Raw genomic sequence first — 24947 nt, 5'->3', positions numbered from 1 at the left:
TATTATTTTACAAACTATGTGTTTTTAAATACGTAGTAATTTTTTTGGTTGCAATGTGATATGAACTTTTTAATGCTCCTACTGATGTATCCATAATGTCACTCATTTCATCATAGGTAATATCTTCAAAATACTTCATCCTAAAAACTGCTTGTTGTTTTTCAGGAAGCGTTTGAATGGCTCTTTGCAATTTGATTTGAATTTGATCCCCTTCAAAATAGGGATCACTTTCTAAAGAGTCTATAAGTCTTTCTTGTAAAGCTTCACTAGATATTTGATATTGTTTTGCTCTTTTGTTTAAAAATGTAATGGCTTCATTGGTAGCGATTCTATACAGCCAAGTATATAATTTACTATCACCTTTAAATGAATGAATACTGCGGTGTACTTTTATAAAAACATTTTGTAAAACATCATCTGTATCTTCATGATTCTTTACCATTTGCCGAATATGCCAATAGAGACGTTCTTGGTATTGTTGTACCAAGGTATTAAAAGCAACACGATTTGGTTGCCTTTTTAAGTCCTCTATAAGTTGACTTTCTACTATTTGGGTTTCTATCACGATACTTTGACTCTTTTTTTTTGAAAAAGTTTAATCTTAAAATAATATTAATTTTTCACTGGAAATGAACGAGTTATGGATACTACGTTATTTAAAACATCGATAAAATGCATATTTTTTCGGATAAAGTGCATATTTTTCTTTGTTTTTTAAAAAACTCATATTATATTTGAACCATCATTGAACGATGATCGACCTACTGAAACCCCAAATTCATATGTTGATTTTATTTTGATATGTTTTTTGATACCGCGAGCCCCAAATGTGGTATCTATAAAACTTATAACTTAACCTGAAAAAAGCTACTTTTTTAAAAGTAGCTTTTTTTTATTGAAAAGATTGCATAGCAACTAAGTTGTTATAGACTCCTTTTTTGTCCAATAGTTCTTGATGTTTTCCTTGCTCTACAATAGCTCCTTTTTGCATCACTATAATTTGATCTGCATTTTGGATTGTTGATAAACGATGTGCTATTACGATAGAGGTTCTATTTTGCATCATGTTTTCTAGTGCTTTTTGGACTATACGTTCACTTTCTGTATCGAGTGCAGAGGTTGCCTCGTCCAGAATCATAATAGGCGGATTTTTTAATACAGCTCTAGCAATAGATAGACGTTGTTTCTGACCTCCACTTAATTTGCCTCCACCGTCACCTATATTGGTATTTATACCTTCAGGTAATTCTTTAACAAACTCCCATGCATTAGCGGTTTTTAAGGCTTCTATAATTTCTTGATCTGTAGCATCCTCCTTACCAAGGTTTACATTCTTTTTAATACTATCATTAAAAAGAATAGCATCTTGAGTTACTAAGCCCATTTGCTCACGAAGTGACTTCTTAGTTATTTCTTTAATAGGAACACCATCTAACTTAATAGTCCCTTTATGCACATCATAAAAACGGGTAACCAAGTTTGCAATGGTACTTTTACCAGAACCAGACTGTCCAACAAGAGCTATGGTTTGCCCTTTAGGAACTTTTAGTGAAAAATTATCTAAAACTGTTTCTTGATCATATTTAAAAGAAATATTTTCTATAGAAATCTCTTTAGAAAATAGTGGTGCTGTTATCGCATTTGGTGCGTCTTGTATTTCAGATTCTGTTTCAATAATTTCTAAAATCCTTGCTGCAGCAGCATCTCCTTTTTTTACAGAATAGCTTGCCTTTGCAATGGCCTTTGCAGGTGTAAGTATTTGATAAGCAAGTCCCATATAGGCAATAAATGTAGCTCCATTTAATCCAGAATCTACGTTTAAAACCATATTACCTCCATACCATAACAATGTACCAATAACTGTGATACCTAAAAATTCACTCACAGGAGACGCTAAGTTTTGTCTATGTGTTAAGGCATTGCTATAGTCTTTAAAGCGCTCTGTAGAAGTTTCAAATTTTTCTTGTAACCGATCTTCGGCACTAAAACCTTTTATTATTTTTAAGTTGGCAAGTGTTTCTTCTACAAGTGATAAAAAATACCCTTGCTCCGTTTGTACTTGATTTGACTTCTTTTTGAGTGTTTTTCCTATACGAGAGATTATAAAACCAGCTACAGGAATAAAAATAAATACAAATAAAGTAAGCTTTGCACTTATAAAGATCATACTACCTATTGCAAAAATGATATTAAGCGGCTCTCTTACAAAAAGCTCTAGTATAGATAAGAAAGAGTGTTGTACTTCTAAAACATCTGATGTAATTCTTGCGATAGTATCACCTTTGCGTTTTTCTGAATAAAAACTAAGATTTAAGTTTAAGATGCGTTTATACATCACATCTCTAATATCTTTTAAAACACCATTACGCAAGTAAGTAATAAAGAAATTGGCTAGATATCCAAAAAGGTTTTTAAGGAAGAATACTACTATTACAATTCCTACCATGATTCCTAATACATATACATCACCGTGCTCTTCTACTTTTGTATTTATAAAGTAGTTGAGGCTTTCTTCAAGATATTCTTTAGGAGAACATGCATCTTCATATGTGAGCTTTATAAACCTAGGCTGTACTTGTTTTAAAAGTACTGTAAGCATTGGTATTAGCGATATGAATGATAGCGTACCAAAAAGTGCGTATAGCGCATTAAAAATAATATTTAAAATTCCATATCTTTTATATGGAAGCGCAAAGCGCAGAATCTTCTTGAAATAATTCATAAGAATGTATATGCTTTCGCGAAAGCAAAATTAGTTTATACGCCTAACGCATTTTTTATGCCAGCTATACGATTATCTAGTTGTGCTGAAATTGTGTCATAACTATCTAGATCATGTAATGGTGCTTGAACACTAATGTAAAACTTTACTTTTGGTTCAGTACCACTAGGTCTAGCAGCAATTTTACTTCCATCTTCTGTGTAATAAATAAGTACGTTAGAAGCTGGTATATCAATAGATTCTGTAGCTCCTGTCATACTATTTGTTGCTGTTTGAGATTGATAATCTTCTACACGTACAACCTTACTGCCATTAATCTCTTTCATAGGGTTTTCACGCAAATTAAGTAGCATCTGTTTAATTTCGGCTGCGCCAGATTGTCCTTTTTTAACTAGAGATATCAGAGATTCCTTGTAAAAACCATGTTGTATATACAGGTCTTTTAGTTTTTGATATAATGTTTTTTGGTGCGCTTTTGCTCTAGCAGCTATAGTACAGGCTAGTAATGTAGAAGTAACAGCATCTTTATCTCTTACAAAATCCCCTACCATATACCCAAAACTCTCTTCACCACCTCCAATAAAATATTGCTCAGGAAAATCCTGAATCATCTTGGCAATCCATTTAAAACCAGTAAGGCCTATTTTACACTCTACATTATAAGATTGTGCTAAAACATCCATCATAGGTGTAGATACAATGGTTGATCCTACAAATGGGTTGTCCTGCTGGTTTTTGCTTTCGCGAAAGCGTTCTAATAAATAATCAGTCATTAAGATCATGGTCTGATTTCCATTGAGAATCGCTAGTTTACCATCGTCTCCTCGTACAGCAATTCCTAGTCGATCACAATCAGGATCGGTTCCAATAACGATATCTGCATTTTTCTCTTCTCCTAACGTAAGGGCCATTTGAAGTGCCGATGATTCTTCGGGGTTTGGAGAGTCTACTGTAGGGAAGTTTCCGTCGGGAACTGCTTGTTCTTCTACAATATGAAGGTTTGTAAATCCAGCTTGTTTTAAAGTATCTGGCACAAGTGTTATAGAAGTTCCATGTAAAGATGTAAAGACAATAGAAAGCTCTTCTTTTTGACTTGATGTCACATTTGATGTTACATTGGCAACACTAGCATCTATAAATGCTTTATCTACTTCTTTATCAATATATGTAATACGGTCTGCTTGCTCTTGAAATTGAATATCTTTAAAATCTAAGCTTTCTATTTCTTGGATAATTTCTTTATCCTGTGGCGGTACTAGTTGTCCTCCATCTACCCAATATACTTTATAACCATTATACTCCGGTGGATTGTGACTTGCAGTAAGTACAATACCACACTGGCAATCTAAATGTTTTACGGCAAAACTTAGTTCTGGAGTAGGACGTAAGTCTGAAAATAAGAACACATCTATTCCATTAGCAGAAAAGACATCGGCTACTACCTTTGCAAGTTCTTTACTATTATGTCTACAATCATAGGCAATAGCAACTTTTATAGGTGTTTCTGGAAATGTTTTTTTAAGGTAATTTGAAAGTCCTTGCGTATTTTTTCCTAATGTATATTTATTGATTCTATTGGTACCTGGTCCCATCACACCACGCATTCCTCCTGTACCAAATTCCAGATTTTTATAGAAACTGTCTTCTAGTTCTTCAGGGTTATAGGCAATAGTGTCTTTTATGGCATCTTGTGTTTCTGTATCAAAAGTGTCAGTTAACCAAGCGTTTGCTTTTTCGAGAATCTCAGGTTTGTGGTAAATCATTTTTTAGCGTAAAGATTATACTACAAAAATACGTTTTTGTGTTAATTTTTATCGGTAATTACTATTTTATACTTATTATCGAAGATATTTGAATAATTACAAGACTCAAACAACTACACAAATCCAACCGAAACTTTGAAACAATTAGTTGCTATTATAGTTTTCACACTAGTCTCATTTCAAGTATTAGCTCAAAGAGATGCAGCAAATTGGTATTTTGGAAATTTTGCTGGATTAGATTTTAACTCAGGTATTCCTGTACCAATAGAAGATGGAGCATTAGATACTACAGAGGGATGCTCTGCAATTTCAGATAAAGATACAGGAGAAATTCTTTTTTATACAGAAGGCACTACCGTTTGGAATAGGAATAACGATGTGATGGCTAATGGGACGAATTTATTAGGGAGTTTATCATCTACACAATCTGCTGTGATTATTCCATTACCGGGCAGTGATACTATTTTTTATATCATTACTACTGATGAGGTTCAAGCTTATCAAAATACTGGAATGGGAAATGGAATTAACTATTCTATTGTTTCTATGTTAGGCGATGGTGGACTAGGAGAAGTCATAGAAAAGAATACAAACTTATTAGTAGAAGGTTCAGAAAAAATCTCTGTTGTCGAAACAGCCGACGGGGTTAATTATTGGGTAGTTACACATTTTCAAGACACATTTTATTCATATCTATTAGATGCTACAGGAATTGATACAACACCAGTAATTTCTACTATTGGTCCAAATATTGATGACTTTGAGAATTTTAGAGGTGCTATGAAAATTGCTCCTAATGGTTCTAAACTAGCAATTTCACATTGTCTGTTTCAACCTAGCTTAGGCGGGCTTGCTTATTTATATGATTTTGATAATGAAACAGGCATTGTAAGTAATCAATCACTGATTAGTGATGAACTTGTATACTATGGAGTTGAATTTTCATCAGATTCATCTAAATTATATTTTAGTGGAAAAACTATAGATGATTTAGGGCAATCTGATCGTATTGTGATTGAGCAATATGATTTAAATGCGCCATCAATTATAGGTTCAAGATATAATGTACTAGATCTTGAGAACGGATTATTAAGTGATCTCGCAGGGGGATTACAAATCGCCATGAATAGGAAAATCTATCATGCACTTCCTGGTATGAATATATCCGTAATTAATAATCCGAAATTAGTAGGCCCTTCAGTTAATTTTAGTCAAAATTCTGTAGACTTAGGATTTAGAAGTAGTTCCTTTGGGTTGCCACAGTATATCCAGTCTTTTTTCGAATCTTTTATTACAATAGATCATATTTGCGAGAATGACGAAACTACTTTTACAGTAGATCCTAATGCAAATGTAACGACTGCTTCATGGGATTTTGGAGACCCTGCCAGTGGAGCAGATAATACCTCTACTGCTATTAATCCTACTCATAGTTTTACAGAAGCTGGATTATATACCGTTACAGTTACGTTTGAATTTACTGACCGCGTTCCAAAAACCTTTGTAGAGTTTGTACAAATTATACCTCTATTAGACCTTCCAGAAGATATTACTTTTACACAATGTGACATTGATGGAGTAGATGACGGACGGAGTGTATTTAACTTAGTTGACTTTGCTAATGCCGAATTTGAAACCAATAATTTATTGTACAGGTTTTATAATTCCTTAGAAGATGCTCAATTGGATGAGAATCCTATTTTGAGCCCTACCACCTATTTAAATGATTTTAATGGAGAGATAGTATACCTAGTGATAGGGGATGATCAGTCTTGTAATAATATCATAGAAGTAACACTTGATGTCTCTGTAAACCCTTCGGGTACTGATTTTACGTACCAGTTGTGTGATATATTATTGAGTAAGCAAGACGTTTGGGCTGCTTTACAAAATTTGGGAAGTGAAATACTTCAAAATTACGCTGATGATTCTACAGTAGCGTTTTACTTAACATTAGATGATGTTGTTATACAAGTGAATCAATTAGATTTGGGTTCGGTACCACACTCGATAATTGCATTAGATTTTTTAAGTGTCTATTATATCGTGTCAAATAGTGCAGATTGTCTTGCAGTAGGGGAGGTGACTTTTGATGTTTTATTAGGAGTTGAAGAAGAGAACAAAGAAATAAATTTTTGTACTTCTGATGGAGGAGTCGCATTAGTGACAGATGATCAATATGCTTCATACCAATGGTCTACAGGAGAAACAACGCCTAGTATTATTGTAGACGAAGCCGGTAGTTACAATGTAGGAGTTGAAAGCTTTGGAGGTTGTACAGGTAATATACAGTTTAATGTTACTGAAACAGAAATATTTGAAATTAGTATTGAGGTTTCAGATTTCCAACAATACAATTCTATAACAGTAACCCCTAGTAATACATCTATAGATTTATTGTATTCTATAGATGGAGGAGTGACTACTCAAATGAATGGTAATTTTACCAATCTAGTTCCTAAATATTACAATCTAGTAGTAAGAGATTTGGATGGTTGTAATGAGTATAATGAAATCATTTTAATACGAGGGGCTCCTCGTTATTTCACTCCTAATAATGATGGGGTTCATGATGTTTGGCATGTCAACCAAGCAATTAATTATCAAGGCTTAGAAGTAACCATATTTGATAGATTTGGAAAACTACTCTATGCAATGGATTATAATGATAGGGGGTGGGATGGTACCTATAAAGGGATCTTAATGCCTACCAGTGCCTATTGGTATCGTATCAATTATGAAGGAGCAGAGTATTATGGACACTTTACCTTGATAAGGCGTTAGTGTATTTAATACGTCTTATATCGTCTCTTTAATTTGATAACGTTCTTTATCCTTAGAAGATCTTTGTAGAAGTTCTCCTATAAAACCAGCTATAAATAACTGAACTCCTATAAGCATTGCTACTAAGGCAATGTAAAATTGTGGTCTATCTGTAATTAAACGACCAGTTGGATTTATAAAGAGTTTGTCTATTCCTAAGTAAAGAGAAAAACAAAATCCAATAAAAAACATAAACACGCCTAATGCTCCAAATAGATGCATAGGGCGTTTAGCAAATCTAGATAGAAACCAAATGGTTAATAAATCTAAGAAACCATTAATAAAACGTTCCATTCCAAATTTTGTAGTACCATATTTACGTGCTTGGTGTTGTACTACTTTTTCTCCAATAGCAGAGAAACCAGCATTTTTAGCTAATACGGGAATATAACGATGCATTTCTCCATATACATCTACCGTTTTTATTACTTCTTTTTTATATGCCTTAAGCCCGCAATTAAAATCGTGTAATTTCAAACCACTGGTTTGGCGTGCGGCCGCATTAAATAATTTGCTAGGTAAGTTTTTTGCGATTACAGAATCATATCGCTTTTTTTTCCATCCAGAAACCAAATCATATCCTTCTTCTGTGATCATGCGATACAGCTCAGGAATCTCTTCAGGATTATCTTGTAAATCTGCATCCATGGTGATAATCACATCACCTTCTGCCGCTGCAAACCCAGCGTGTAAAGCTTGTGACTTTCCATAGTTTTTACTGAACCGAATGGCTTTTACATGTGTATGCTTTCGCGAAAGCGTATATATTTCATCCCACGATTGATCGTTGCTACCATCATCAATAAATAGGATTTCATATGAAAAACCATTGGCTTCCAGTACTTCTGAAAGCCAATGGTGTAATTCTTTTATAGATTCTTGCTCATTGAGCAAAGGGATGACAACAGATAGTTGCATTTAGTCTTCTTTTTTCTTTTTCATGGTTAGTGCAGCAATAAGCCCTATAACACTTAAAAATATTAAAATAAAAGCATAACGGGTAAGGGTAGACCCTAAAGAATTTTGATTCTGATTTTGGGCATCTTCAAGTGCCTTTTCAATTTCCGATTCAGGAGCGCCAAAATTTCGCATTAGGTCTTCTGCCTGAGCTATACCTTCTTGTTTTAGAAACTCAGCCGTTTCTGGATCTACAAAGTTAAAAAGAACATATAGAAATAACGTAGGAATTAATAGTCCAATAGCTACAGGAATAAAATAAGCGGTAAAGGCTTCTTTAAAGGTTAAGTATCCACCATTTATTGCTTTTGCTTTTGCTGTAGATACAAAACCGAGTATAATTAACCCTAACAAAATTATAAGACCTAAAGTGAAGCTATTTAATAAAGTGGCATCAACAAGGTATAATATTACATATAGTAATGTTAATGCAGCTCCTGCGATGAGTCCATAATTTAACGATGATGATTTCATTGATTTACTCATTTCTTTAAAATGTTGGTTATAGTTACATTTGTGTACAAAGATACCAAAACGTTACATTGTACTCTTAAAATTAATAAAATCGATTTTTTAAAGTATTTTTTATGTTTTTATATTTGTAAATTATTTATTTATATGTAAATTTGCACCTCGAAAAATCGAGCATTAATAATAGAGTAACGAGATGAAACAAGGTATACACCCAGAAAATTATAGATTAGTTGCATTTAAAGACATGTCAAATGATGAAGTGTTTTTAACAAAATCTGCTGCGGACACTAAAGAAACGATTGAAGTTGATGGAACGGAGTATCCACTTATCAAACTAGAAATTTCTAGAACTTCTCATCCTTACTATACTGGAAAAGCTAAATTAGTTGATACAGCTGGTCGTATAGATAAATTCAAAAACAAATACGCTAAGTTTAAAAAATAAGCTTTCGTATTATATTATATAATAGAAAAGCCTTCCTTTTTTAGGAAGGCTTTTTTAGTTACTATTATAGCATGTTGTATATACTGCTATTAGTTTTTACTATTCCTATGGTATTATTTTATAACCATCAGATAGTATCTTTGTAGTACTTAATACATATTATTATGTCAGATATATTAGAAGCGCTTCAATGGCGATATGCCACTAAAAAATTTGATGCAGGTCGTTACTTAACCACTGAGAAAATAGCAGTTGTTAAAAATGCATTTAACCTTACGGCTTCTAGTTTTGGATTACAGCCTGTAAAATTACTTGTTATTCAGGATCAGAAATTACAAGATGATCTAGTTTCCATATCAATGGATCAACAACAGGTAGCAGATGCTTCTCATGTACTTGTTTTTTGTATTGAAAAGAATATTGATAAGGAGTATATCAAAGCTTATTTTGATAATGTAAAAAAGACTAGAAATACTCCAGATGAAATTTTACAACCATTTAGAGAGTACCTCTTTGGACATTTTAAAAAGGAATCTCCAGAGGCTATAGAAAACTGGGCAACAAAACAAGCATATTTAGCAATGGGTAACTTACTTACTATATGTGCTATAGAAAAAATAGATGCTTGTCCTATGGAAGGATTTAATTCTGAAAGCTATGATGAGCTCTTAGGGCTTTCTGAAAAAGGACTTTCATCAGTATTAGTAATGCCTATTGGGTATCGCGCAGAAGATGATATGTTTGCTGATTTTAAAAAAGTGAGAAAGACACTATCTGATGCAGTGATTGAATTTTAAATGAAATATTGACAATATTTTGGCAAGATTATTGTTATTTTCAATAAGAGAAATGAAACAGATGGTTATGATGTTTGTTGATTTCCTATAAAATTTTAAATTTGTTAGTGTAATAATCTTATCATGAAGCGCTTATTATTTATTCTTTTTATTGCTATAGCTACTGTATCAAATGCACAAGAGGCAAATTGGATTACTGACTTTGATCAGGCTAAAAAAGTAGCTAAAAAAACAAACAAGCCTATTTTAATGTATTTTACTGGAAGTGACTGGTGCGGACCTTGTAAGATGCTTAAAAAAGATTTCTGGCAAAATCCTGAATTTTTAAAACAATCAAAAGATTTTGTATTGTTAGAAGTAGATGTTCCTTTTAGAGAAGACATTATTACACCAGAACAATTTAAAAAAAATAAAGAGCTTCAAAAAAAATACAATAAAGAAGGGGCTTTTCCTACTTTATTAGCACTGGATGCAAATGGTAAAATAAAAGAGCGTATTTCTGCATATAGTATGTTAAGGGATACAAGTGGTTATTTTGCATTTTTAGATAAAGCACGTGCAATTAGATAAATAGTTGTTATTTGCTGTACACTTCAACAGTGATCTTCGTTACTTTCTATAGACTTTTTAGAGGTAATCAATAGTTTTATTCAATCTATTATCTTGCGAATAAAGGATTTTTAATATGTTTTAAAATATATTACTAGTCATTTATAATCCTTTCGTTTATAATTTGCATATTGATGTGCGTAGTTTGATATTTGCGCATAAATGAAATAACCATGTCTAAAGTTGTCTTAATTACTGGTGCGTCTTCTGGAATAGGAAAAGCAATAGCTCATTATCTAGCTGATAAAGAGTATACGGTATATGGAACAAGCCGTAATCCTAAAACAGCTTTAGATGGAAAGGTGCGTATGATTTCTTTAGATGTTACTGATCAAGTATCTATTACAAATGCTGTTCACACGATCCTGAAAGAACAAAATCAAATAGATTATGTGATTAACAATGCAGGAATGGGGATTACGGGACCATTAGAAGAAACTCCAGATCATGAAGTGCGACGTGTTTTTGAAACCAATTATTTTGGAGCTTTAGAGGTCATAAAAGCGGTCTTACCTACTATGCGTAAACAACGTAGTGGTATGATCATTAATGTTACTTCAATAGCAGGATATATGGGATTGCCTTACAGAGGTATCTATAGCGCAACAAAAGGAGCATTAGGTATTACTACAGAAGCATATCGTATGGAACTTAAAGAGTTTAATGTCAAGATGACAACCGTGGCTCCCGGTGATTTTGCAACCAATATTGCAGCAGGTCGTTATCATGCACCCATTCTTGATGATTCTCCATATAAGGAAAACTACGGAAATACATTACGCTTAATGGATGAGCATGTAGAAGCAGGAATGGATACAAAAGTGATGGCTACAGTAATACACCGTATCATGCGTTCTAAAAACCCGAAAGTACATTATAGAGTAGGTTTCTTTATGCAGAAGTTTAGTATTGCACTGAAGAGAATATTGCCAGATACTTGGTATGAAAAATTGCTTTTAAACCATTATAAACTATAGATTGTGCATAAGTGTGAGATAAATTAAAACTACACTTATATTTTAGGATTGTTACTTTGCCTATTTTTGAAAAAAATAAAACAATAACACTCTATTCTATGAAATTTTTTATTGATACGGCAAACCTTGCTCAAATTAAAGAAGCACAAGACCTTGGCGTGCTAGACGGTGTGACAACAAATCCTTCACTTATGGCAAAGGAAGGCATTACAGGTCGCGATAATATCTTAAAACATTATGTTGATATATGTAATATCGTTGATGGAGATGTTAGTGCAGAAGTTATTGCAACTGAGTATGATGCCATGGTTAAAGAAGGTGAGGAATTAGCAGCTTTACACGATCAAATTGTAGTGAAACTACCTATGATTAAAGACGGTGTAAAAGCGTGTAAATATTTTAGCGATAAAGGTATTCGTACCAATGTAACCCTTGTGTTTTCAGCAGGACAAGCAATACTTGCAGCAAAAGCTGGAGCAACGTATGTGTCTCCATTTATAGGACGTTTAGATGATATCTCTACAGATGGTCTTAATTTAATTGCAGAGATTCGTCATATCTATGATAACTATGCTTTTGAAACAGAAATCTTAGCAGCTTCTGTACGTCATACAATGCATGTTATTGATTGTGCAAAAATTGGCGCAGACGTAATGACAGGACCATTATCATCTATAGAAGGATTATTAAAACACCCTCTTACAGATATAGGACTTGCAAAATTTTTAGCAGATTATAAGAAAGGAAATAACTAAAACTATTTCTAATTTCATCATAAAAACAAAAGCCGATTCAATCATTTTGAATCGGCTTTTTTATGCTGTAAAATTATTATTTATTGATTCAGATAAGCTAGGAGTTCGTTCTCAAAATCAATACTATGTATATTAGCATGACTATTTAATATCTTTCCTTTACGATCAAGAACAATAGTTTTACTTAAACTATTAATCACTAGCGATTTTCTAGAATCTTTAACATTGTTAAATCTATATTCCATAGAAGGATTAAACTTATGCTGTTTCACATGCTTTATCCACTTGTCATTTTCATCATTTACATTTATTCCTATGAAATTAAATTCAGGATATTTTGATTGTAAATCTTTTACCTTTTTATGCGATTCTTCTAAATGCATGTGGTTGTAATAGGACCAGAAGTAAAGCACGGTAGGTTTCTGTATTCTACTTGAAAGTGTAACCATACGTTCTTCTGCATCTACAAGCATTAAGTCAGGAATAATATTTCCTGCCTCCATCTTTTTATGAGAATCATATAGTTTTTCTACATTCATCTTTACTTCAGGTGAAGTAATAGATGTCGTAACTAGTCTAAAAATTTCATTAACTCCTTTTTTGTCATTACTATTTTCAATAAACCTTCGCCCAGTTCTATATAAATTCATGTCTTTGAGCTCAGAATTTTCAATGTACTTATCAATGACTTTTATTTTATTGTAATTGTGTAAAAAAGATACGGTGTTATAAGATTGGTCTTGACAATACCCTTTATAGGCTTGGTGATCTAAAAAAGCATTCAAATAGCGTTGGTATGAATATAAATCTCTTAAATTGGAGTTATTTAGGTTTATGCTTTCGCGAAAGCTATAAAAGTCTGATGGCAACTCTTCTATAAAAGTGAGTTTGTCATTTTTCTTATAATGCGAAAATGGATAGCTTTCTTTACGACGGTAATTGTCATAATAAACAGATGCTTCGGCTATTTCTTTAAAACTCTCAGAAACATTATCATACTTTTCATAAAACTTACGTAATTTCTGTATGCGTATTTGGTGTATAGAGTCTAGTAAAGTCTGAAAGTCTTTAGGTTCTTTTTGATAATGATGTATGAATCCCTCATTTTCTTCTTCCCATTGTAAAAATAAATCGATCAAAAAACCACTACGTTCCGATCCTTTGCCCGAAAAGCTAAGAGATTCATCAAACTCTAGTGTATTTACACGTAACATAATACTGTCACCAGGTTCTATGTGTATTAATTGGTTTTCTCTATGCCAAAACCAATATAAACCAGGATCAAAATCTGTAAACTCATAAAAAAAACGATTATGTGCATCTAGCGGAATTGTATCTACGATTTTATCGTTTTTTTGAAGTAATATATAACTCCATTTAGGATTAATAATTTCTCCTCCTAGATAGGTGCCATCAGATTTATCTTTTTTAGAAGAGTCACAAGCACTTAACACAAATAGTGATATGAGAATGGGAATAATTCCTTTGATAGTTGTATGTAGTTGAGTGTGAATGATAACTATATATTTTACCGATTAACTTTCAAATGTAACTTTTACAAAGAAAAACTCTTGTTAATTAGAAGTTAAAACGCTTATCAGTTTGCCTAAAGTACAGCTTTTAATTTATATATATTGAATTGTAACTTGTTGCTATTTTGTTTTACTTATAGTTATGTATAAAATATCCTATCGTAATTTTTTTGTTTACCTTTTTAGGAGCTTCTGTACGTTTCATGGTTTTTTATTTACTTGATTATTTAAAAGGTGAAAAGCCTAAGCCACTTTCTCATTTTTCAAAAGGATTTCATCAAGTTCTTTATGATCTTCTCATAACATTATTTTGTTTTTTAGTTGCTTTCATTTTATTTGTAGCATTTGTAATAAGAGCAGATTCTTGATATTTATACTAGAATAGCGTCTTAGTATATATATTCTTCAATAAAATCAATGAATATCATCGTATACTTTTAAATCTACTTCACAATCTGTTTAATAATCGGTATTTTTGCAGGCTTAAAAATATAAATAGATATATACTATGCTTTCAGTTTCTAATTTATCGGTACAATTTGGGAAACGTGTTTTATTTGATGAAGTAAATACATCTTTTGTTTCTGGTAACTGTTATGGTATTATAGGTGCCAATGGTGCTGGGAAATCTACATTTCTTAAAATACTTTCTGGAAAACAAGACCCTACATCTGGACATGTACATTTAGAAGCAGGTAAACGTATGTCTGTTCTAGAACAAAATCATTATGCATATGATGAGTATAATGTTTTGGAAACTGTAGTTATGGGTAATAAACCTTTGTATACTATTAAAAAGGAAATAGATGCTTTATATGCAGATTACTCTGATGAAAATGCAGACCGTATAGGAGAATTGCAATTACAGTTTGATGAGATGAATGGTTGGAATGCAGATAGTGATGCGGCAGCGATGCTTTCTAATTTAGGAATAAAGGAAGAACTTCATTATACATTAATGGCAGATCTTGATGGAAAACAGCGCGTACGTGTCTTAATTGCTCAAGCATTATTTGGAAATCCTGATGTACTTATTATGGATGAGCCTACCAACGATTTGGATTATGAAACAATCAATTGGTTAGAGCATTTCTTGGCAAATTACGATAACTGTGTTATTGTAGTATCGCATGATAGACACTTTTTAGATGCTGTGTGTACACATATCTCAGATATAGATCATAGTAAGATCACACATTATAGTGGAAACTATACATTTTGGTATGAATCTTCTCAGTTAGCAGCAAGACAAAGAGCGCAACAAAACAAAAAAGCAGAAGAAAAGAAGAAAGAATTACAAGAATTTATTGCTCGTTTTAGTGCAAATGTTGCTAAATCTAAGCAAGCAACTTCTCGTAAAAAAATGATTGACAAATTAAATATTGAAGAGATTAAGCCTTCTAGTAGACGTTATCCGGGAATTATTTTTGATCGTGATCGTGAAGCAGGAGATCAGATATTTAATGCAAATGGACTAGCTTCCTCTGTTGATGGTGAAGTTTTATTTAAAAATATTGATATCAATCTTGCAAAAGGTGATAAAGCGGTATTATTCTCTAGAGATAGTAGAGCAACTTCAGCATTTTATGAGATTATTAATGGAAAAGAAAAAGCTGATAATGGTGATTTTTCTTGGGGAATTACCACAACACAATCCTACCTTCCTTTAGATAATTCTGAGTATTTCCAATCGGCAGAATTAAACCTAGTAGATTGGTTACGTCAATATGCACAAACTGAAGAAGAAAGAGAAGAAGTACATTTACGTGGCTTTTTAGGGAAAATGATTTTTAGTGGAGAAGAAGCTTTAAAAAAATCAAATGTACTTTCAGGAGGAGAGAAAGTACGTTGTATGATTAGTAAGATGATGATGAAGCGTGCTAATATATTGATGGTAGATGAGCCTACAAACCATTTAGATCTTGAATCAATTACTGCGTTTAATAATGCATTAAAAAACTTTAAGGGTACTGTAATGTTAACCACGCATGATCATGAGTTTGCGCAAACTGTAGGAAATAGAGTTATAGAGCTTACGCCAAAAGGTGTAATTGATCGCTACATGACATTTGATGAATATATGAGCGATGCTAAAATTAAAGAATTACGTACTAGTATGTATAACTAGTATTAGGTGTCTTTTTGTGTAAAATGCATGATAATTGCCAAACTACAAACTAGGAGAATAGCAGAACTAACAATTATCCGAAATGTAGAAAGTGTTCCGCCACTAAGTAAAGGTGAAAGTCTCCATGCAGAATATATGATAAGCCCAATATTTATAAATAAATTAAAAGGAGATCTACGATAGGTCTCTTTTTTTTGTTTTGATACAGTTTTAGTTATAGGAACAACAGGGTCTTTTTGTTGTGCAAGCTTTTCTAAATCTTCATCTGAGATGTTTTCAGTTTCTAGTTTTTCTGCAGTACTTGTAACAATATGTTTTGCTTTTAGAACATCTTTTTTATCTACAAATAATTTGACATCATTTGTATGTGCAGCCCCAAATCCACCTCTTAAGGCACTTTCTCCATCATCTCTTATAATACTTGTAATACCAGCTTCTTCTAGTACTAGTTTTATATGTTGTGTGGTAATTTGTGAACCGTGAAAAATCTGTTCGTATTGAGATTTTGGAAGAATATTCATTTAACGTGTTTTGTCGTATTTACTATTCCAAATAGCAGTATTAAAGTTTTTTCCTAATGCAAAGCCATAAAATAAAACAACAGCAGCAATAGACTTAAACATAAAAAAGAACACCATAATATATTGAGAAAAATTTTGCTCTTTAGTAAACAGACCATCTGGAATGAGTGCTGTTGCAAGTATACTTAATAGTATGATATAAACAATTAAATTTTCAAAAGATTTATAAGGCCACATTAATAATTTACGCAATGGGTGAAGGTCATTTCCCCATTTGTGAATCAAATAAAAATAACCATTTCCCATAGGAGCAAAAAGTAGAGGATCATCAGCTTTTTCAAGAACAAACATTTTTGAAGGAGCGATAATCTTAAAGTTGCTTATTGAGATACGGTGTTTGTTTTCTAAATACTTAATTTCATCTATTGCGCTTTGTGGGTACTTACCTTTAAAATACTTAGTATCCAAAAATCGCAATCTATAATTGATACAAATTTTTTGAATTTGTTTACTGTGGAAGATTCTGTCCTTATCAAGCAAGTCAATGTCAAACGATGTCGATTCTTCGTTATGGACTCCTTTTAAAGTATCTATAATTCCCTTTTCGCGTAAGCGGTCTTCTTCAAAAATATGACGTACTTGTGCTAAAATATCGTCTCCTGTGCCTACTTTACTACGCTCTTTGAGTAATTTCTCTTGAATATTAGTTCTTTGAAGTAGCATATTCTTTTTCTTTTAAAGATACGCAGTTTTGAAATACATGTCAATATGGATACAGTTTGGAAACTAGTTTTCATAAACATTAAACAAAAAGCCCTGTTTTACATAAAACAGGGCTTTTGTATTTAATGTAGTATTATATTATCGTAAGCTCGCGCCTAATTCTTTTTCAAAACGGAATTGCAGCTTGTTCATTACCTTGTCAATTTGCTTGTCAGTAAGTGTTTTATTCTCATCTTGTAATAAGAAACTTACAGCATAACTTTTTTTGCCTTCTGGTAAATTCTTGCCTTCGTAAACATCAAATAACTGAATGTCTTTAAGTAATTGCTTTTCTGTTTGTTTTGCAATGGTATGAATTTCTTCAAATCGCGTTGATGTGTCTAGTAATAAAGCAAAATCTCTACGTACTGATGGGTATTTAGGGATAGGCTGAAATTTGATTTTATTTCGTTTTGCTACCTCTAATATATTATCCCAATTAAAATCTGCATAAAATACATCTTGTGACAAGTTAAACTTCTTAAGAATAGATTTTTTGATAAGACCATATTCTACAAGTTTTGTTTTTCCAAGTTGTATTCCAACAGCTTCAGAGAAAATATCATTTTTTACAGTAGCTGTTCTTCCTCTTGTGATACCAAGTCTATCTAATACTGATTTTACAATTCCTTTTAGGTAGAAAAAATCTGTAGTTTCAGAAGTGTGTTTCCAATGCTCTGAATGACGATTCCCTGTAACAAAAAGTGTAAGATGTTTGTTTTCTATTGTCCCTGACTCATAGCTATGATACGTTTTTCCATATTCAAAGAATTTAATGTCAGAACGTTTTCTATTGTTATTATATGAGATGGCTTCAAGCCCAGAAAAAAGCATAGACCTTCTGAGAATACTTAACTCTTGTCCTAAAGGATTAAGCATTATTACATTATTCTCTGCTTTTAGTAGGTCAGAATAATCAACATAACTAGGAGTTGTTAAACTATTAGCCATGATTTCATAAAAGCCCTGCGCGACAAGTTGATTTGCAACAGTGTCTTGTACTTTATGATCTTCAAATTTGGAAGAGTTCGCTATGGTAGCATTTAATTTATTTCCAAAATTGATGTTATTATAACCATATACTCGTAATACTTCTTCTATCACATCAGCTTCACGAGTAACGTCATTGCGGTAAGCAGGAATAGTCATTCCTAAGCCAGACTCTGTTACATTGTTGATCTTGATATCTAAAGACGATAAAATAGCTTTGATCTTTTCTCTTGGTAATTCTTCTCCAATAAGTTTTGCAGCATTTTCAAAGCTCAGGAATACTTGTTGATCTTCTATTTTTTTAGGATAAATATCTACAATTTCACTTGTGATTTCTCCACCAGCTACTTCTAATAATAAGACAGCTGCTCTCATGAGTGCGTAATCTGTAATATTAGGATCAATACCTCTTTCAAAACGGAAGGATGCATCTGTATTAAGTCCGTGGCGTTTTGCAGTTTTACGTATAGATACAGGATTGAAATAAGCGCTTTCTAGGAAGATTGCTGTTGTTCCTTCTGTAACTCCACTATCAATACCTCCAAAGACACCAGCAATACACATGGGTTTTTCTTCATCACATATCATGAGGTCTTCTTCGTGTAATTCACGTTCTACACCGTCAAGAGTGGTGAATTTTGTTCCTTTTTCTACAGTCTTAACTTCAATTTTATTGCCCTTTATTTTTGCAAGATCAAATGCATGAAGTGGTTGCCCTAATTCGTGTAATACATAATTAGTAACATCTACGATATTATTGATAGGAGTTAACCCTATAGCTTTTAAACGATGTTGGATCCATGCAGGAGACTCGGCTACTTTTAAACCGCTTATTACAACACCAGCATATCTAGGAGCACGCTCCCCATCTATAATGGAAACATCTACTTTGTTAAGTCTATTCTCAATCTTAAAAGACGAATTAGAAGGGGTGATAAGTTCAGGAGTAATATCTTGTTGTATTAAACCTGCGCGTAAATCACGAGCAGTTCCAAAATGACTCATTGCATCTGCGCGGTTAGGCGTAAGTCCAATTTCAAATACTTGGTCGTTTTCTATCTCAAATACATCGGCAGCAGGAGTTCCAGGAACTAGGCTTTGATCTAGAATCATAATCCCATCATGACTTTTTCCAAGACCTAGTTCGTCTTCGGCACAGATCATACCATGAGATTCTTCCCCTCTTATTTTTCCTTTTTTAATAGTCCAAGCTTCTCCTTCATCAGTATATAAAGTAGTACCTATAGTTGCAACAGGTACTTTCTGACCTTTAGCTACGTTTGGAGCACCACAAACTATTTGAACAGGAGTATCACCTCCTATATCAACAGTAGTTACTTTAAGTTTATCTGCATTGCTATGTTGCTCACAAGTAAGTACGTGACCAATAACAACACCTTCAAGTCCTCCCTTAACACTTTGGTAGGATTCTATACCTTCTACTTCAAGACCTAAATCTGTTAAGAGTTCTCCAGTCTTTTCTGCATCCCAATCTATCTTAATAAATTGCTTCAGCCAGTTATAGGATATTTTCATGAATTCTAAATACTAATTTAATAAGATGACAAAGATAGAATAAGATCATAAGCAGACAAAGAAGTCAAGAGACTATCTGGTATATATTTTCAACAATTTTTCAGAAAGAATTATAAACAATAAAATTACAGTTAACTATCTGTTTGTTATTGTTTTATGTGTTTTTTGTTAGTATTGTTGAGGTTATGTGTTATGCATGCATAGGAATAACAAGATTTTTCTAGTAGATTCGTGACGTAATGTAGAGGTAACAGTTTAATAATAAGAATCTTAGATTGTAATCTTTATTTTTGCAGAAGTACACTAACCAAACATAATTTTTTATGAAGAAATCATTACTAATGGTAGCACTGTTTTGTGTTACTGCCATTGCTTTTAGTCAAGTACCATCGTATTATGATGACGTAAATCTAACATTGCAGGGCACATCCTTGCAAAATGAATTATCAACGAAAGTCACGCAAACCCACACTACTTTTTTAAGCTATACCCCTGGAGTATGGCAAGCATTGCAAGCGGCAGATTTAGATCCTACCAATGCTAATAATGTATTGCTTATATATGGATATGACGATACCGATGGTAATACATTAACAGATAGATCTAGAGATAAAAACTTAAACGGAGGAAGTGCAGGAGAATGGAATAGAGAACATGCCTACCCACGATCTTTAGGAAACCCTAATTTAGGAAGTACAGGCCCAGGATCTGATGCACACCACATTCGCCCAAGTGATATTCAATTGAATTCCCAACGTAGTAATAGAAAGTATGCTGCAGGTTCTGGAAATGCAGGCGTAACGGCACAAGGTCATTTTTATCCAGGAGACGAATGGAAAGGCGATGTTGCTCGTATGATGTTATATATGTACATCCGTTATAATAGCCGTTGTTTGCCTTCTAATGTAGGGGTAGGAAATGCAGTAGCCAGTGACGCTAATATGATTGATCTATTCCTACAATGGAATGTAGAAGATCCTGTAAGTGCTTTTGAAGATACCCGTAATGACGTACTAGCAGGAATACAAGGAAATAGAAATCCTTTTATTGATAATCCAGTATTTGCAACTCAAATATGGGGAGGACCGCAAGCCGAAGATAGATTTGGAAACACAACAGGAAACCCAGGAAATGGAGATGCTGAAGCAACAGAGTTATTCTTTTCTGAATATATAGAAGGATCTTCATTTAATAAAGCCGTCGAAATTGCCAATTTTACAGGAACATCTGTAGCATTAGCTAATTACTCATTACGTAAACAAACCAATGGCGCAGGCAGCTGGAGCTCAGATTTTTCATTAAGTGGTTCTTTAAATAATGAAGCCGTTTTTGTCGTAGCTCATAGCTCTGCAAATACAGCCATTTTAAATGTGGCAAATACAACTACCACAAACACAGTAATCAGCTTTAACGGTAATGATGCAGTAGGCTTATTTAAAAATGGAGTCCTTATTGATATTATAGGAACGTTTAATGGAGGAAGTTCAAACTTTGCAAAAGACGTTATCCTTCGAAGAAAGCCAACAGTGTTATCGCCATCTACCACATATACCACATCAGAGTGGGATAGCTTTCCATCTAATACAACGAGTGATCTAGGATCTCATACAGTAGAGGGAAATACTCCAGCACCAGATACACAAGCACCCACAGCACCTTCTAATCTTACTGCATCTAATGTAGGAGAGACTTCGCTTTCATTATCATGGAATGCATCCTCAGATAATGTAGCAGTTACAGATTATGATGTATATAACGGAAATGCAGTTATTGCTACAACAGCAAATACTACGTATACAGTAACCGGTTTATCTGCAGGAACTACCTATACATTTAGCGTACGTGCAAAAGATGCAGCTTCTAATGTGTCCAGTGCGAGTAATTCAATAACCGTAACTACAGATGCGATTGTTTTAAATTACTGTAATGCGGGAGGTAATAATGTGAATTTTGAATATATTGATTTTGTAGGAATAGGAGGCATTTCTAATGCAACAGGTGCCAACGGAGGATATGGTGATTTTACAAATCAAACTGGAGTAATAGGATATGGATCAAACTCAATCGTATTAAGTATTGGTTTTTCAGGACAATCGTACACCGAAAATTGGGGTGTTTGGATTGATTTTAATCAAAATGGAACTTTTGATTCTTCTGAAAAAGTAGTGACAGGTTCTACGTCAAGTGCAGGAAATTTATCCTACACCTTTACAGTCCCTACAAGCGCTTTTGAAGGAACTACCAGAATGCGTGTGGCAATGAAGTGGAACGGGGTGCCAACCCCTTGTGAAACATTCTCTTATGGAGAAGTAGAAGATTATAATGTAACCATTGACTCCAATAGGAATGCGGTTGCAACTCCAGTACTTAAAACAGATGGAGTATTGAAATCTGAAATTGCAATTTATGATGTACAGTTTATACAAAAAGGTCAAGGACTGCATTTGCAAATGGCAGATAATAGAGTAGTAGATTATGCAGTATATACAGTATTAGGACAGCAAATAGCTCAAAATACATTTCGTAATACTACTACAATAAATGGATTACGTAAAGGAGTGTATTTCATCACCATTAATGATGGACAACGCACTATCCATAAAAAGTTTATAAAGAAGTAACAAAATTATTTAGAAATTATAAAATCGCTTAAAGATTCGTTTTTAAGCGATTTTTTTATACACTAGATTGCGTATATTGTAAGAAAACCTCCAACAGATAGACTTTAATACCTGCTATGAAAAAAATCTTCCTCATTGTAATACTATGCATATGTGCACTTTCGTGCGAAACTCAAACACCTACTTTAACTACTGGTTTTTGGAGAGCAACATTAGAAGTGCAGGACCAAAAAGAACTTCCTTTTATTTTTGAAGTAAAAGATAATGGGACATTGGTTATTCAAAATGCCGAAGAGCGCATCACGGTAGATGAAATTGAAATTAATGGGAATGCTATTCGTATTCAAACCCCCGTATTTGAAGGATATTTTCAAGGATCATTTAGTAAAGACGGAAAACAAATTACAGGAGATTTTATTAAGCCTAGCTTAGATAGAGTGGTTCCTTTTAAAATGGTATATGATGACGGAGTACGCTTTCGCGAAAGCGTAAAAAAACCTATAACCGATATTACAGGAAATTGGGAAACTGTGTTTAGTGAAAACGGACCAGAAGATACCTATATTGCTAAGGGGATATTCAAGCAAAATGGAAGTGAGGTAACAGGTACTTTTAGAACCACCACCGGTGATTATCGATTCTTAGAAGGAACGATAGACGGAGATCAATTACAACTTTCTACTTTTGATGGCGCACATGCGTTTCTATTTACAGCAACAGTTACTGATAGTACATTAGAAGGTCATTTTTATAGTGGAAATCATTGGAAAGAACCTTTTGTTTCAAAACGTAATGATAGTTATGAACTTCCCGATGCAAAGGACTTAACGTATATCAAAGAAGGATATGATGGACTAGCATTTACATTTCCAGAAGCAGATGGTACGATGGTATCGTTGAGTGATCAAGGTTATAAAAATAAAGTAGTACTCGTCCAGATATTAGGCTCTTGGTGCCCTAATTGCTTGGAAGAATCAAAATTTTATGCAAGGTATATTAAAGAAAACCCAAATCCTGATTTTGAAATCATAGGATTGGCTTTTGAATATGCGCCTACAGAAGAGAAAGCGTTTAAAAGTATACAGCGTTTAAAAGATCGACTGGATATCTCATATCCTATTTTACTGGCGCAATATGGAACCGAGGATAAGAAGTTGGCACAAGAAAAACTCCCCATGCTCAATCATATTATCTCATACCCTACGTCTATTTTTATAGATAAAAAAGGCAAAGTAAGACGTATCCATACAGGTTTTAATGGTGCAGCAACTGGTCAGAAATTTATAGATTTTAAAGAAGACTTTGATCAGTATGTTAAAAATCTACTGACGGAGTAGGTTTTAACAAGAGCATAACATTATCATAGGAGAAGGTCTTGTACTTTTAAAGTCTAAAAAACAACCTTACAATGAAAAATATACAACAATGGATTACCTTTTCGGTAATCTGCTTCCTTGTGTTTAGTATAGACGGTACGGCACAAATCAAAACACCAGCTACTAGTCAGAAAGCAACAGTGAGCCAAACGGTAGGAATTTCTGATATAAGTATTACTTATTCGAGACCTAGTGTACGCGGTCGTGAAATATGGGGGACACCTCTTGCACATTATGGTTTTCAAAATCTAGGTTTTGGAACATCAACAGCTGCACCTTGGCGTGCTGGTGCCGATGAAAATACAGTGATTACATTTACACATGACGCTACTGTAGAAGGAAAATCTATTAAAGCAGGTACTTATGGATTGCATGTGGCTCTTGCAGAAGATAATACAGCAACGATTGTATTTTCTAATAATTCATCATCTTGGGGAAGTTATTTTTATGACGAAAAGGAAGATGCACTGCGTGTAAAAGTAACAACAACAGCAATTCCACATACAGAATTACTTACCTATCAATTTACAGCAGTAGACGCCACTTCAGCTACAGTTGCATTACAATGGGAGAAAAAAGCCATTCCTTTTAAAATTGGTTTTGATGTGACTTCTATTGTTATGGATGATATCAGTAATAAATTGAGAGATCAAACTGGGTTTAACCGTCAAGCATGGGAAAATGCAGCGCAATATGCATTTAGAGCTGGAAATATGGAGAAAGCTTTAGAGTGGATTAATAGTGCACAAACTGGGTGGTTCTTTAGTCAAAAGACATTTGCAAATGCACAGATCAAATCGGCGATTTTAAATCAAATGGGAAAACCAAATGAAGCAATTGCAGAAATAGAAAGTGTATTAGATCAAGCGACAGCATTGGAAATGCATCAATATGGAAGACAACTTATTGCTAATGGAAATTTAGAAAAAGCAGAGAAAGCTTTTAAAGAAAATGCAAAGAAAAATAACAATGCTTGGCCTACACAATATGGTTTAGGAAGATATTACTCTGCAAAAGGAGATTATAAAACAGCTATCAAGTATCTTGAGAAGGCATTGGCTAATGCACCTAATGCAGGAGCTAAAGGAAATGTACAAGCAAACATAGATAAGCTTAGAAAAGGAGAAGATATCAATTAATTCTTTTCTCATATATCATT

General features: G+C 33.4%; 19 protein-coding genes. 10 read left to right on the top strand and 9 right to left on the bottom strand.

Annotated features, from left to right (window positions below; translation table 11 throughout):
* Nucleotides 1-7 precede the first annotated feature (7 nt).
* The 3 genes from CHB80_RS16190 to CHB80_RS16180 form a co-directional block, all read right to left on the bottom strand.
* Nucleotides 8-565 (bottom strand): RNA polymerase sigma factor, encoded by a 558-nt coding sequence (locus CHB80_RS16190; RefSeq protein ID WP_229746937.1) that lies wholly within the window; start codon nucleotides 563-565, stop codon nucleotides 8-10.
* 327 nt (nucleotides 566-892) lie between these two features.
* Complete coding sequence (locus CHB80_RS16185) at nucleotides 893-2722, bottom strand: ABC transporter ATP-binding protein (RefSeq protein WP_089372541.1); 1830 nt, start codon at nucleotides 2720-2722, stop codon at nucleotides 893-895.
* A 35-nt stretch (nucleotides 2723-2757) separates the two neighbouring features.
* Complete coding sequence (locus tag CHB80_RS16180; RefSeq protein ID WP_089372540.1) at nucleotides 2758-4485, bottom strand: phospho-sugar mutase; 1728 nt, start codon at nucleotides 4483-4485, stop codon at nucleotides 2758-2760.
* 135 nt (nucleotides 4486-4620) lie between these two features.
* Here CHB80_RS16180 and CHB80_RS16175 point away from each other — a divergent pair, with 135 nt between their 5' ends.
* A complete protein-coding gene (locus CHB80_RS16175) occupies nucleotides 4621-7269 on the top strand; it encodes a T9SS type B sorting domain-containing protein (protein WP_089372539.1) in 2649 nt (882 codons plus the stop codon).
* Between the two features lie 15 nt (nucleotides 7270-7284).
* Here CHB80_RS16175 and CHB80_RS16170 read toward each other — a convergent pair whose 3' ends face one another.
* Both CHB80_RS16170 and CHB80_RS16165 read right to left on the bottom strand, forming a co-directional pair.
* Entirely contained in the window at nucleotides 7285-8226 is a 942-nt protein-coding gene (locus CHB80_RS16170) for a glycosyltransferase family 2 protein (protein ID WP_089372538.1), read from the bottom strand.
* Nucleotides 8227-8739, bottom strand: a complete 513-nt coding sequence (locus tag CHB80_RS16165) for a DUF4199 domain-containing protein (RefSeq protein WP_179218193.1) — start codon at nucleotides 8737-8739, stop codon at nucleotides 8227-8229.
* 193 nt (nucleotides 8740-8932) lie between these two features.
* On the opposite strand from CHB80_RS16165, the gene CHB80_RS16160 reads away from it, so the two are divergent.
* The 5 genes from CHB80_RS16160 to fsa all read left to right on the top strand — a co-directional run bounded on the left by CHB80_RS16160 (nucleotide 8933) and on the right by fsa (nucleotide 12322).
* A complete protein-coding gene (locus tag CHB80_RS16160; protein ID WP_089372536.1) occupies nucleotides 8933-9184 on the top strand; it encodes a type B 50S ribosomal protein L31 in 252 nt (83 codons plus the stop codon).
* Between the two features lie 164 nt (nucleotides 9185-9348).
* Entirely contained in the window at nucleotides 9349-9981 is a 633-nt protein-coding gene (locus CHB80_RS16155; RefSeq protein WP_089372535.1) for an NAD(P)H-dependent oxidoreductase, read from the top strand.
* 123 nt (nucleotides 9982-10104) lie between these two features.
* On the top strand, nucleotides 10105-10551 hold the full coding sequence (locus CHB80_RS16150) for a thioredoxin family protein (protein ID WP_089372534.1): 447 nt from the start codon (nucleotides 10105-10107) through the stop codon (nucleotides 10549-10551).
* Between the two features lie 212 nt (nucleotides 10552-10763).
* Nucleotides 10764-11567, top strand: coding sequence for an SDR family oxidoreductase (locus tag CHB80_RS16145; protein ID WP_089372533.1), 804 nt, complete (start codon nucleotides 10764-10766; stop codon nucleotides 11565-11567).
* A gap of 98 nt (nucleotides 11568-11665) precedes the next feature.
* Nucleotides 11666-12322, top strand: coding sequence for a fructose-6-phosphate aldolase (gene fsa / locus CHB80_RS16140; RefSeq protein WP_089372623.1), 657 nt, complete (start codon nucleotides 11666-11668; stop codon nucleotides 12320-12322).
* An 80-nt stretch (nucleotides 12323-12402) separates the two neighbouring features.
* On the opposite strand, the gene CHB80_RS16135 is transcribed toward fsa, so the two are convergent.
* Nucleotides 12403-13776 (bottom strand): TlpA family protein disulfide reductase, encoded by a 1374-nt coding sequence (locus tag CHB80_RS16135; RefSeq protein ID WP_089372532.1) that lies wholly within the window; start codon nucleotides 13774-13776, stop codon nucleotides 12403-12405.
* A gap of 586 nt (nucleotides 13777-14362) precedes the next feature.
* On the opposite strand from CHB80_RS16135, the gene CHB80_RS16125 reads away from it, so the two are divergent.
* Nucleotides 14363-15982 (top strand): ABC-F family ATP-binding cassette domain-containing protein, encoded by a 1620-nt coding sequence (locus tag CHB80_RS16125; protein ID WP_089372530.1) that lies wholly within the window; start codon nucleotides 14363-14365, stop codon nucleotides 15980-15982.
* A gap of 2 nt (nucleotides 15983-15984) precedes the next feature.
* Here CHB80_RS16125 and CHB80_RS16120 read toward each other — a convergent pair whose 3' ends face one another.
* The 3 genes from CHB80_RS16120 to pheT all read right to left on the bottom strand — a co-directional run bounded on the left by CHB80_RS16120 (nucleotide 15985) and on the right by pheT (nucleotide 19791).
* Nucleotides 15985-16503, bottom strand: a complete 519-nt coding sequence (locus tag CHB80_RS16120) for a putative signal transducing protein (protein ID WP_089372529.1) — start codon at nucleotides 16501-16503, stop codon at nucleotides 15985-15987.
* Nucleotides 16504-17226 carry a hypothetical protein gene (locus CHB80_RS16115; protein ID WP_089372528.1) on the bottom strand — a complete coding sequence of 241 codons (723 nt, stop codon included), beginning with the start codon at nucleotides 17224-17226 and terminating at the stop codon, nucleotides 16504-16506.
* 138 nt (nucleotides 17227-17364) lie between these two features.
* Complete coding sequence (gene pheT / locus CHB80_RS16110; RefSeq protein WP_089372527.1) at nucleotides 17365-19791, bottom strand: phenylalanine--tRNA ligase subunit beta; 2427 nt, start codon at nucleotides 19789-19791, stop codon at nucleotides 17365-17367.
* Nucleotides 19792-20114: 323 nt separating this feature from the next.
* Here pheT and CHB80_RS16105 point away from each other — a divergent pair, with 323 nt between their 5' ends.
* The 3 genes from CHB80_RS16105 to CHB80_RS16095 all read left to right on the top strand — a co-directional run bounded on the left by CHB80_RS16105 (nucleotide 20115) and on the right by CHB80_RS16095 (nucleotide 24927).
* Nucleotides 20115-22412 carry an endonuclease gene (locus CHB80_RS16105; protein ID WP_089372526.1) on the top strand — a complete coding sequence of 766 codons (2298 nt, stop codon included), beginning with the start codon at nucleotides 20115-20117 and terminating at the stop codon, nucleotides 22410-22412.
* Between the two features lie 116 nt (nucleotides 22413-22528).
* The gene (locus CHB80_RS16100; protein WP_089372525.1) at nucleotides 22529-23749 is read left to right on the top strand and encodes a peroxiredoxin family protein; all 1221 of its coding nucleotides are present in this window, start codon (nucleotides 22529-22531) and stop codon (nucleotides 23747-23749) included.
* A 71-nt stretch (nucleotides 23750-23820) separates the two neighbouring features.
* Nucleotides 23821-24927: a DUF2911 domain-containing protein gene (locus CHB80_RS16095; RefSeq protein ID WP_089372524.1), complete on the top strand. Its 1107-nt coding sequence runs from the start codon at nucleotides 23821-23823 to the stop codon at nucleotides 24925-24927.
* Nucleotides 24928-24947 lie beyond the last annotated feature (20 nt).

This window comes from Dokdonia pacifica, assembly GCF_900188275.1.
GTDB lineage: Bacteria > Bacteroidota > Bacteroidia > Flavobacteriales > Flavobacteriaceae > Dokdonia > Dokdonia pacifica.
This window is presented reverse-complemented; position numbering and strand designations above follow the sequence as displayed.

Excerpts from the sequence above, each read along its gene's own strand:
- CHB80_RS16185 (WP_089372541.1), bottom strand. The coding sequence starts at position 2,722 with ATGAATTATTTCAAGAAGATTCTGCGCTTTGCGCTTCCATATAAAAGA.
- CHB80_RS16180 (WP_089372540.1), bottom strand. The coding sequence starts at position 4,485 with ATGATTTACCACAAACCTGAGATTCTCGAAAAAGCAAACGCTTGGTTA.
- CHB80_RS16170 (WP_089372538.1), bottom strand. The coding sequence starts at position 8,226 with ATGCAACTATCTGTTGTCATCCCTTTGCTCAATGAGCAAGAATCTATA.
- CHB80_RS16165 (WP_179218193.1), bottom strand. The coding sequence starts at position 8,739 with ATGAAATCATCATCGTTAAATTATGGACTCATCGCAGGAGCTGCATTA.
- CHB80_RS16160 (WP_089372536.1), top strand. The coding sequence starts at position 8,933 with ATGAAACAAGGTATACACCCAGAAAATTATAGATTAGTTGCATTTAAA.
- CHB80_RS16155 (WP_089372535.1), top strand. The coding sequence starts at position 9,349 with ATGTCAGATATATTAGAAGCGCTTCAATGGCGATATGCCACTAAAAAA.
- CHB80_RS16150 (WP_089372534.1), top strand. The coding sequence starts at position 10,105 with ATGAAGCGCTTATTATTTATTCTTTTTATTGCTATAGCTACTGTATCA.
- CHB80_RS16145 (WP_089372533.1), top strand. The coding sequence starts at position 10,764 with ATGTCTAAAGTTGTCTTAATTACTGGTGCGTCTTCTGGAATAGGAAAA.
- fsa (WP_089372623.1), top strand. The coding sequence starts at position 11,666 with ATGAAATTTTTTATTGATACGGCAAACCTTGCTCAAATTAAAGAAGCA.
- CHB80_RS16125 (WP_089372530.1), top strand. The coding sequence starts at position 14,363 with ATGCTTTCAGTTTCTAATTTATCGGTACAATTTGGGAAACGTGTTTTA.
- CHB80_RS16120 (WP_089372529.1), bottom strand. The coding sequence starts at position 16,503 with ATGAATATTCTTCCAAAATCTCAATACGAACAGATTTTTCACGGTTCA.
- CHB80_RS16115 (WP_089372528.1), bottom strand. The coding sequence starts at position 17,226 with ATGCTACTTCAAAGAACTAATATTCAAGAGAAATTACTCAAAGAGCGT.
- pheT (WP_089372527.1), bottom strand. The coding sequence starts at position 19,791 with ATGAAAATATCCTATAACTGGCTGAAGCAATTTATTAAGATAGATTGG.
- CHB80_RS16105 (WP_089372526.1), top strand. The coding sequence starts at position 20,115 with ATGAAGAAATCATTACTAATGGTAGCACTGTTTTGTGTTACTGCCATT.
- CHB80_RS16100 (WP_089372525.1), top strand. The coding sequence starts at position 22,529 with ATGAAAAAAATCTTCCTCATTGTAATACTATGCATATGTGCACTTTCG.
- CHB80_RS16095 (WP_089372524.1), top strand. The coding sequence starts at position 23,821 with ATGAAAAATATACAACAATGGATTACCTTTTCGGTAATCTGCTTCCTT.